The following is a 359-nucleotide window of genomic DNA, read 5'->3' as shown; positions in this document are numbered from 1 at the left end:
GAGAAGAGTCCCGCGCGTGATCATGGGGAAGAAGTTCAGGGTCGCCGTCGTGGCGGTCGTATCGGCGGTTGCTGTTCCGACTGCGGCAGCGTTGCCCACGTCCGCGAGCGTACCGGCGGCTCCAGTGGTAGCGCCTGCTGCGGCGGACGAGACTTTGCCGGAGGTTGCGGCTATGGGTCGCGCTGTGGAGACCGGGGCCCCGGTCGAGGTCGCCGAGCTCACCGACGAGCGGACGAAGGTCGTCGCAGACCCTGAGACAGGTCGGTTCACGGCCGAACTCAACGCGTTCCCGGTCCGGGTCAAGCGTGACGGCTCGTGGCGCGACGTCGACCTGACGCTCGAGCGCGGCGCGGACGGGG

The 359-nt window shown here is 69.6% G+C and carries 1 protein-coding gene; it reads left to right on the top strand.

All coding sequences use genetic code 11. From position 1 onward, the window contains the following. Window positions 1–172 precede the first annotated feature (172 nt). Window positions 173–359: hypothetical protein (locus tag N802_RS19170; RefSeq protein WP_035919744.1), on the top strand; the 187-nt coding region annotated here is incomplete at its 3' end.

The sequence above is a fragment of the Knoellia sinensis KCTC 19936 genome (genome assembly GCF_000768705.1).
GTDB classification, from domain to species: domain Bacteria; phylum Actinomycetota; class Actinomycetes; order Actinomycetales; family Dermatophilaceae; genus Knoellia; species Knoellia sinensis.
The sequence above is the reverse complement of the archived record's forward strand: the minus strand, read 5'-3'. Positions and strand labels throughout refer to the sequence as shown.